We start from the raw sequence: 9,633 nt of genomic DNA, 5'->3' as shown, positions 1-9,633 counted from the left end.
AGTAAGACCTTTACCAGCTTGAAGTTCAGCTAATGCTTTGTTGAAATCGAAAGATTGAGTCATGTGTCACTCCTGTTTTCTTAATAATACTGAAATGACACAGATTTCTAAACACTACCAAAGATAATTTTAACGTCTAAAAATATCGTTATCCACACTAACTTATTTTCCATAAGGTAGACCTTTATCCTCTTTTACTTTTAAAAAAGCAGCTTGTAATTTCTCAATTAAATCAGAGTTCGTTTCTTTATTAGCGGCTAAATAGGCATCAACAGTTAGCTCGTCTATTTTATAAATAAAGTTTAAGTACCCTTTTTCAAGCTTTAAGTAGTCACTCATTTGTTGCATATAAAGAGGGTCGTCTACAATTAAGTCTACTTTTTTAGCAAGTAATAGATCATATGACTTTTGAATATCACTAGTTAATACAACTTCAAAACCAAGCTTTGAAAGTGTTTGAGTAGAAAAGTCGTTTCGTTGCATTGCTATTTTGTAGTTTTTTGCTTGTTCGGTATTATTAATAATTATGTCGCAGCGCCCTGCGAGGCTAATAAAGCCTAAATGAAACTTACCAACTGGTGCAATCCAATGAAATTTATTTTCTCGCTCTACAGTGCGAGCAAGGCTGTATATAAAGGTGTTTTTGAGTTCACTCGCAATCTTATAAGCGCGTGCCCACGGGTACATTTGAATATTAGGCGTAAGCTCTGCTTCTTTAAATATATCTCTAATAAACTCAGTACCTACGCCTGCAACTTCTCCATTAATTAATACTTGGTTCGGTGGTGCTAATTCAGTAACTACTAATAAGCTCTCTTTAGCATGAATAAATACAGAGCTTATTAAGCATAAAAGATAAAGAAGGTATTTCACGTTCGAGAGTCATCATTCAATTAATACGAGTAATATCAGGTGTGGCTTAAAATATAAAAAACACAAAAGGTGAGACGCAAAAAGTACTAATTAAAGTATTGGTTTATTTGAGTTATGTATAACTATAAAGGATGTTAGATAGATAAGTGGCTTGAGGTTTGAAGTAGTTGAGGCTAAAAAATTAAAGCCCTAAAACGATAAAAGGGCCTTGCGGCCCTTGGTGAAGTATCGTTCAAGTCAGATAGAGCTTTAACCCCTTAAAGCGCTATCCTCTTGTTTTGCAACACCGGTGTTCATCTCAATAAGTTTCTAAGCTAGCGAGAGGAAAAACCCAGCAATTGCTGCGCTCATAAGGTTAGCCATAGATCCTGCTAACACTGCTCTGAGCCCTAAGCGTGCGATATCCTTCCGCCTGCTAGGCGCCATACCGCCTAACCCACCTAGTAAAATGGCTATCGATGATAAGTTAGCAAACCCACATAAAGCAAAAGTAACAATTGCTTGCGTGTGCGCACTTAACGTATCGCGATAATTTATAAAGTCTAAGTAAGCAACAAACTCGTTTACTACTATCTTTTGACCAATAAAGCTGCCGGCTATAATCGCTTCATCCCATGGCACACCTAGTAACCATGCAACTGGAGCAAATACATAACCTAATATTTCTTGTAGCGTTAATGTTGGGTAATCAAACCACCCGCCAATACCACCTAATAAACCGTTTAATAATGCAATTAGCGCTACAAAAGCAAGTAACATTGCACCTACATTAAGTGCTAAATGCATGCCGTTTGCGGCACCTGATGCAGCTGCATCAATTACATTAACAGGCTTATCGTCGTCATCTAAATCTAAATCAGCTAAGTTATCTTTAGGCGTTTCAGTTTCTGGCACAATCATCTTGGCCATTAAAAAACCACCCGGAGCGGCCATAAAACTTGCCGCAATAAGATACTTAAGATCTACGCCAATAATTACGTAACCGGCCATTACAGAGCCCGCTACAGTTGCTAAGCCACCTACCATTACTGCAAACAATTCCGATTTTGTCATTGTTGCTATAAAGGGCTTAACTATTAACGGTGCTTCAGTTTGTCCAACAAAAATATTTGCTGTTGCTGAAAGCGATTCTGTACGAGAGGTTTTCAATAATTTTTGTAAACCGCCGCCTAAAATCCTAATTATCCAATCCATAATGCCAAGGTGATATAACACAGCAACAAGTGCTGAGAAAAACACGATAACCGGCAAAACTTGAATCGCAAAAATAAAACCTAATGTATCTTGTGAGGCAAGTGGACCGAATAAAAATCCAATACCGTCGTTTGCATAACCAATAACCGATGAAACGGCTGATGACATGCTAGTTAACACATTTTTACCTGCTTCGAAAAACAGTACAAAACCACCAATAACAATTTGCATCGCAAATGCTATACCAACGGTTCTTAAATTAATTGCCTTGCGATTAGTTGACGCAGCAAAGGCAATGCTTAGCAGCACACACATGCCCACTAAGCTCATAAATGTTGTCATACAAATGTTTCCCGTTATTATTCTTGTAGTAAATATTTTATCTTACTTTTTATTATATCAATCGCAACGCGGTTCATACCGCCTCGAGTCACAACCAAATCGGCGTTATGTTTCGAAGGCTCAATAAATTGATAAAACATCGGTCTAACAGTTGCCTGATATTGCTCAACAACAGATTGTAACGTTCTGCCTCTTTGTTCCATATCACGTTGCATACGGCGCATTAAGCAAATATCTAAAGGTGTGTCTATAAACACCTTAATATCAAATTCTTTATTAAGCGCTTTATCACTCAATAGTAAAATACCTTCAACAATCAGTATTTTAGCAGCAGGCACACGGCGAGTTTTTTCGCTGCGTGTATGCTGAGCATAATCATACGTTGGTACTTCTACTGAGTTACCACAACGAATTTGCGTTAAATGCTCAAGCATTAACGCGTGTTCAAATGCATCGGGATGATCGTAGTTTGTTTGCGTACGATGAGCCATCGGCAAATGCGACTGATCCTTGTAATAAGCATCTTCTTCAATAATGGCGATAGCGCCTGGTTCAAGCTCGTTAACCAGCTCATTGTAAATTGTTTGGCTAAAAAGAGATTTTCCCGACGCTGATGCGCCCGCAATGGCTATAATAGTAGTTCGTGTCACTAAAGTTCTCATCCACACAGAAAGATATATTGTTGGTAGATCACAATAGCAAAAAAGACACGATTAATCTCTTTTGCTTCGCTCAAGAGTGCAAATTTATAATGTTTAGGTTTTATGAAACAGGACTTTTGTCCTGTACGAAAAATTCGATCAGCAGATAAAGTAACCGCCTAGAATCAAAGTGAGGTCAAAATGGCAAGAGCAATTATCTTAATGGCAGATAGCCTAGGAATCGGTGCAGCACCAGATGCAGATAAATTCGGCGATCTTGGAGCTAATACATTCGCTCACTTACTAAAAGCATATTACGACGAAACAGGCTCAGCATTGTCGCTTCCAAACCTATCAAAACTTGGGTTAGTGGACGCATGTGAAGCTGCCGGTGGAGAACCGTGTTTAATTTCAGACCGCCAAGCGCCTCAAGGTGCATGGGGTTACGCTAAAGAAATATCTAGCGGAAAAGACACGCCATCAGGTCATTGGGAAATGGCAGGCGTACCAGTGTTATTTGATTGGGGATATTTCCCAAAAACACAGCCAAGTTTCCCACAAGAATTTATAGACGAGTTTATTGCTCGTACAGGTATTCCTGGTATTTTGGGCAATTGCCATGCATCAGGAACAACTATTTTAGAACAGCTAGGTGAAGAGCACGTAAAAACAGGTAAACCAATCTGTTACACCTCAGCTGATAGCGTGTTTCAAATAGCCGCGCATGAAGAGTCATTCGGCCTAGAGAAGCTTTATCAAGTTTGCGAAATCGCACGGGCGCTACTTGATGAAATGAATATAGGACGAGTGATTGCGCGGCCATTTTTGGGTTCAAATAGTCAAGACTATGCTCGAACGGGTAATCGTCGTGACTATTCAGTACTTCCGCCAGCACCAACATTGTTAGATGTTCTAGCAAAAGACGGCGGCGAAGTAATTAGTATTGGTAAAATATCAGATATTTACGCGCATCAGGGCATAACTCAAAAGCACAAAGCGCCTGGGTTAATGAACTTGCTAGAAAAAACCAGCGAAGTAATGAAAAGTGCGCCAGATCGCAGCTTAATCTTTACTAACCTAGTTGATTTTGATGAAAAATTTGGTCATCGCCGTAACCCAGTAGGATACGCAAAAGCATTAAAAGAATTTGATGATTATTTACCAACTATACTAAACCAGTTAAACGCAGATGATGTATTAATGATCACTGCAGATCACGGCTGTGACCCGACCTTTCCAGGTTCTGAGCACACCCGTGAATATGTACCCGTTATTGCATACCAACCGGGTATGAGTAACACACCATTAGGTGAACGCAACAGCTTTGCAGATATAGGTCAAACACTGGCTCAGTGGTTTAACTTATCTGCGCTTGATTACGGCGATAGCTTTTTAAATAAGCTAACAACGCCAACTAAAAAGGAAAACAATTAATGAGTACTCCGCATATCAGTGCAAACGTTGGTGATTTCGCCGAAACAGTATTAATGCCAGGCGATCCGCTACGTGCGCAATATATTGCTGAAAACTTTTTAGATGATGCAGTACAAGTTACAGGCGTTCGTAACATGTACGGTTTTACTGGTACGTACAAAGGCAAGCCAGTAAGCATTATGGGTTCAGGCATGGGCATTCCATCAATGTCTATTTATGCACGTGAGCTAATTGTAAGCTTTGGCGTTAAAAATATTATACGTATTGGTACGTGTGGCGGTATTGGCACAGATATCAAAATTCGTGACGTAATTTTTGCACAAGGTGCAAGCACAGATTCAAACGTAAACCGTGCACGCGTACGTGGCTACGATTTTGCTGCTATTGCTAACTTTGACCTACTTTTAAACGGCGTAAACGCTGCTAAAGAGCTAGGCATTAAAGCAAAAGTAGGTAACGTATTTACGACAGACACATTCTATCAAGCAGATGACTCGTTCTATAAAGACTTAGACAAGTTAGGCATGCTAGCAGTAGATATGGAAACAGCTGGTTTATATGGCGTTGCAGCTGAATACGGCGCAAACGCAATGGCATTATTTACAGTAAGTGACCACGTAATCACTGGCGAAGCAACACCAGCTGATGAGCGTCAAAGCACATTTAACGAAATGGTTAAAATTGCATTAGAGTCAATAGCTTAAATAATACATAACAGTTCCTTGGTAACGTATTCACTAAGTTTTGGAGACACGCCCAAAGTGAAGTGAGACTAAACCTCCAAAGCCGCATTTTATGCGGCTTTTTTTATGGCTGAAGAAAATGAGCCACCATACAATATTGCATCGCATTTTGACGTGATCCGCTGTGTTGTAGGCGCTAAGCATGCTCGCGCGAGAAGCGTAGCTTCTAATTACTTAATCACCCATCCTAAAAACTACGTTTTTAAACGCCTGCAAGCAGCGCGTCTACAGGTGAATATTATAATCGCATTTTGACGTGATTCGCTGTGTTGTAGGCGCAGAGCTTGCTCGCGCGCGAAGCGCAGCTTCTAATTACTTAATAACCCAACAAACTTAACCTTTAAAAACAAAAAAAGGGCTTAAGCCCTTTTTTATTACATTTGTGGCCTGCTCAGGCAGGCTAAACTCTAATACTTAAACTACTTCACCAGCCACTATTGTATTAAAGCTGTCGTTGTCATGTAGGCTTGCAAATGCGCTCTCATGTAATAGCTCGTTACGTAAGTTAGGCGAATAATCAAGAGCCATTTTAATATCGGCTAATGCATCAGCATGCTTATGTGTTAGCGCATAAGCACATGCTCGTTGCCAATAGGCATAACCATAATCACTGTCTATATCAATGGCTTGATTACACAGCTCAATGGCTTGTGCTGTTTCGTTTATTTCTAGTAACGCATCGGCTTTATAAGCAATGGCTTCAACATCTTCTGGTTTACGTTTTAAGATTTCATCAAATATTTCAATTTTATTAGCAAAATCACTTTCTAAATTGGCACGCATCCATAACGAATGAACCTCGTTGGTAACCGAGATACGTTCTTGGTTACTGAGTATTTCTTCAGAGCGTACGCGTAGTTTTTCTTCAAGAATTTTTAATCGGTCTTCATACTCGTCAGTTATTACACTTACACGCGTATTTACAATATCTTCTACTTTATTTTTAACATCGCGTAGCGAATTCCAACCCACTAAAACCAAAATAGATGCTGTAGCGGTAATTATAAAAAATACATTGTTGATAGTGTCTGTTGTGTACGTTAATGCACGATCGGCGGTATCAAGTTGCGCATGAGTAACCTGCTTAGTTACATCCTCACGGAGTTTTTGTTGATCTTGTCTTACCGCTTTTAGCTCGTCGAGTATGTAGCGCTCCATCAGCGGTTTATACATAGACTCTTTAAGTTGTCCAAGGGCTTGTTGTTCTTGTTGCGGTGTAGGAGCTGCAGGTTTTTGTTCAGCAGAATTTACTATGCCCGAAAAAAAAGTTAAACAAACAAAAAGTGTAGATAGGTAATAACGCATTGGTACGCCTAATTAAATTAATTACTGTAATAACTTTAACATGCAGGGCTTAATGGCACTAGGTTTACACAAAAGTTAGTTTAAGCAAAAAAGAGGCAAAAAAAAACCAGCTCAAAATGAGCTGGCTAAAACTGCTTAAAACAACAATATGTCGTAGGGATTCACAGGAGAACAACTTCATACTAACTGAATCTTTCTGAACAAATACTTAACTCAATTCAATCAGTTAAAAATATAATAATACTCAGGGTATTCGTTTATAAAGTAAAGGTGCATTGGGCTTAAGTAATGCACCTTTATCATTATAACTATATAACTACAATTTCATGGTGAAGGGGGGTATTCCAATGTGCGCTTTAAATAAATTAAAGCCACTTTCAAACCCTTCACATACCATTACGCCGAAATTTTTCAATTCGATCACAGGTCTAGTAAAAAGATTAAGGTTAACTTTTTTATTTTACATTTTTAGCCTACGCAATACTTTATACGAGCGTCATCAAATTTAGTTTTACTATTATTTAAAACGTGACTGTAAACCTATCTTTAAATACATAATTAGATAAAGACCAATTAAAAATATAAATCGAAGCAATCGTTTTAAATAGTACGTTGAGGCTGGCGTAGCATAATTTATGCGCCTATATTAAGGATACGTAAGTATTTAGGCAGGCATACTAAATCGTAAGCAAGCTGATTAAATAAAAATAACCGTTACTTTTTAAAAAGTTATAAATACATAAGCAACAATATTGATTGATAAAGTATTTTACTTTTCTATTATAAGGATTCCAGAATGAGCAACCCAAAAGCCGGCCAGTGCCCTGTAATGCATGGCAGTAATACTGTTACTTCAAAAAGTAATACAGATTGGTGGCCAAACTCACTTAACTTAGACATCCTTCATCAGCACGACACTAAATCAAACCCATATAGCAGCGACTTCAATTATGCCGAAGCATTCAAATCAATCGACCTTGAAGCGTTAAAAACAGACGTTAAAAATCTCATGACCGACAGCCAGGATTGGTGGCCAGCCGATTGGGGACACTACGGCGGTTTAATGATTCGTTTAGCATGGCATTCAGCGGGCTCTTACCGTTTAGCAGATGGCCGAGGAGGCGGTGGTACAGGTAATCAACGTTTTGCACCACTTAACTCATGGCCTGATAATGGCAACCTCGACAAAGCTCGCCGCTTACTTTGGCCAATAAAGAAAAAATACGGTAACAAGCTTTCATGGGCCGACTTAATTATTTTAGCAGGCACCATGGCATACGAATCAATGGGCTTAAAAACCTTTGGTTTTGCCGGCGGCCGAGAAGATATTTGGCATCCTGAAAAAGACGTTTACTGGGGAGCCGAAAAAGAATGGTTAGCGCCAAGTGACGAACGTTACAGTAGCGTGGATAAACCAGACACCATGGAAAACCCATTAGCCGCAGTACAAATGGGCTTGATTTATGTAAATCCAGAAGGTGTTAACGGTATACCCGATCCACTTAAAACAGCGGCCCAAATTCGCGAAACTTTCGCACGTATGGCAATGGATGACGAAGAAACCGCTGCATTAACGGTAGGCGGGCACACAGTAGGTAAAGCACATGGTAATGGCAAAGCAGAAAACTTAGGCCCAGAGCCAGAAGCAGCTGACGTACACGAGCAAGGCCTTGGCTGGAATAACACTACAACACGTGGTATTGGCCGCGATACAGTTACATCAGGCGTAGAAGGCGCATGGACTACGCACCCAACACAATGGGACAACGAATACTGTAAGCTTTTATTAACCTACGAATGGGAACTCACTAAAAGCCCAGCAGGCGCTCATCAGTGGGAGCCTATTAATATTAAAGAGGAAGATAAACCTGTTGATGTAGAAGATTCATCAATTCGTTTAAACCCAATGATGACTGATGCCGATATGGCGATGAAAGTGGACCCAACGTACCGTAAAATCATTGAGCGTTTTAATAACGACTTTGAATACTTTTCAGATGTATTTGCGCGTGCATGGTTTAAACTGACTCACCGCGACTTAGGCCCTAAATCATGTTACTTAGGTGCCGACGTACCAAGCGAAGAGCTAATTTGGCAAGATCCAATTCCAGCCGTTGATTACACATTAACAGACGACGAAATTAGTAATTTAAAAACTACCTTATTAAATTGTGGTGTTAGTGCCGCTGATTTAATAAATACAGCTTGGGATAGCGCACGTACTTATCGTGGTTCTGATAAACGTGGCGGCGCAAATGGTGCACGCATTCGTTTAGCACCGCAAAAAGATTGGCAAGGTAATGAGCCAGAGCGCTTAGCGTCAGTGCTTAGCGCGCTTGAAAAAGTGCAAGCAGGCTTAAGTAAACCAGTTAGCATCGCCGACTTAATTGTTTTAGGTGGTACAGCTGCTGTTGAGCAAGCTGCAAAACAAGCCGGTGTTGATGTAAACGTGCCGTTTTCATCAGGACGTGGAGATGCAACAGACGAAATGACTGATGCAGAGTCGTTTGATGTATTAGAACCCATTCACGATGGTTTTAGAAATTGGCTGAAAAAAGATTACGCAGTATCAGCTGAGGAGTTATTACTAGAGCGCAGCCAACTAATGGGATTAAGTGCACCAGAAATGTCGGTACTTATTGGTGGCATGCGCGTACTAGGCACTAACTGTGCAGGTAGCGAGCATGGCGTATTTACTAATAATGTAGGCTCATTAACCAACGACTTTTTTGTAAACTTAACTGACATGTCAAACCGTTGGGAGCCAACTCAAAAAGGCTTGTACAATATAGTAGACCGCCAAAGTGGCACTACAAAATGGACTGCAACACGCGTTGATTTAGTATTTGGTTCAAATTCTATATTACGCGCATTGGCTGAGTTTTATGCACAAGACGACAATAAAGAACGTTTTGTACATGACTTTGTAAATGCATGGGTAAAAGTAATGAACGCCGATAGATTCGATCTTAAATAATCTACACGGTCATAATAAAAGGGGGAGTATTAATTACTCCCCCTTTTTTATAAATTTAATATCAGTTATAAATTATTTGAGGCAAGCGTTGAGCTTGCTCGCGCGAGAAGCGCAGCTTCTAATT

General features: G+C 39.8%; 8 protein-coding genes. 4 read left to right on the top strand and 4 right to left on the bottom strand.

Translation table 11 applies throughout. From position 1 onward, the window contains the following. Positions 1-162: 162 nt before the first annotated feature. From I6F49_RS11180 to udk, 3 genes are all read right to left on the bottom strand, one after another. Positions 163-873: a substrate-binding periplasmic protein gene (locus I6F49_RS11180; protein WP_197180486.1), complete on the bottom strand. Its 711-nt coding sequence runs from the start codon at positions 871-873 to the stop codon at positions 163-165. Between the two features lie 309 nt (positions 874-1,182). After that, positions 1,183-2,409: a NupC/NupG family nucleoside CNT transporter gene (locus I6F49_RS11175; RefSeq protein WP_166421342.1), complete on the bottom strand. Its 1,227-nt coding sequence runs from the start codon at positions 2,407-2,409 to the stop codon at positions 1,183-1,185. Positions 2,410-2,426: 17 nt separating this feature from the next. Continuing rightward, a complete protein-coding gene (gene udk / locus I6F49_RS11170) occupies positions 2,427-3,059 on the bottom strand; it encodes a uridine kinase (protein WP_166421341.1) in 633 nt (210 codons plus the stop codon). A 192-nt stretch (positions 3,060-3,251) separates the two neighbouring features. On the opposite strand from udk, the gene I6F49_RS11165 reads away from it, so the two are divergent. The 3 genes from I6F49_RS11165 (at position 3,252) to I6F49_RS11155 (ending at position 5,482) form a co-directional block, all read left to right on the top strand. Continuing rightward, positions 3,252-4,484 (top strand): phosphopentomutase, encoded by a 1,233-nt coding sequence (locus tag I6F49_RS11165; RefSeq protein WP_197180484.1) that lies wholly within the window; start codon positions 3,252-3,254, stop codon positions 4,482-4,484. Further along, on the top strand, positions 4,484-5,188 hold the full coding sequence (gene deoD, locus I6F49_RS11160; protein ID WP_002959109.1) for a purine-nucleoside phosphorylase: 705 nt from the start codon (positions 4,484-4,486) through the stop codon (positions 5,186-5,188). Before I6F49_RS11165 ends, deoD begins: the two co-directional genes overlap by 1 nt. A 105-nt stretch (positions 5,189-5,293) precedes the next feature. Then, positions 5,294-5,482 carry a hypothetical protein gene (locus I6F49_RS11155; RefSeq protein ID WP_197180482.1) on the top strand — a complete coding sequence of 63 codons (189 nt, stop codon included), beginning with the start codon at positions 5,294-5,296 and terminating at the stop codon, positions 5,480-5,482. Between the two features lie 159 nt (positions 5,483-5,641). Here the strand turns inward: I6F49_RS11155 and I6F49_RS11150 are convergent, their stop codons facing one another. Beyond that, positions 5,642-6,532 (bottom strand): tetratricopeptide repeat protein, encoded by an 891-nt coding sequence (locus I6F49_RS11150; protein ID WP_166421803.1) that lies wholly within the window; start codon positions 6,530-6,532, stop codon positions 5,642-5,644. 796 nt (positions 6,533-7,328) lie between these two features. Between I6F49_RS11150 and katG the strand changes: the two genes are divergently transcribed. After that, entirely contained in the window at positions 7,329-9,509 is a 2,181-nt protein-coding gene (gene katG, locus I6F49_RS11145; protein WP_197180480.1) for a catalase/peroxidase HPI, read from the top strand. The last annotated feature ends 124 nt before the right edge of the window (positions 9,510-9,633 follow it).

The sequence above is a fragment of the Pseudoalteromonas sp. SWN166 genome (genome assembly GCF_015864485.1).
Lineage (GTDB): Bacteria > Pseudomonadota > Gammaproteobacteria > Enterobacterales > Alteromonadaceae > Pseudoalteromonas.
This window is presented reverse-complemented; position numbering and strand designations above follow the sequence as displayed.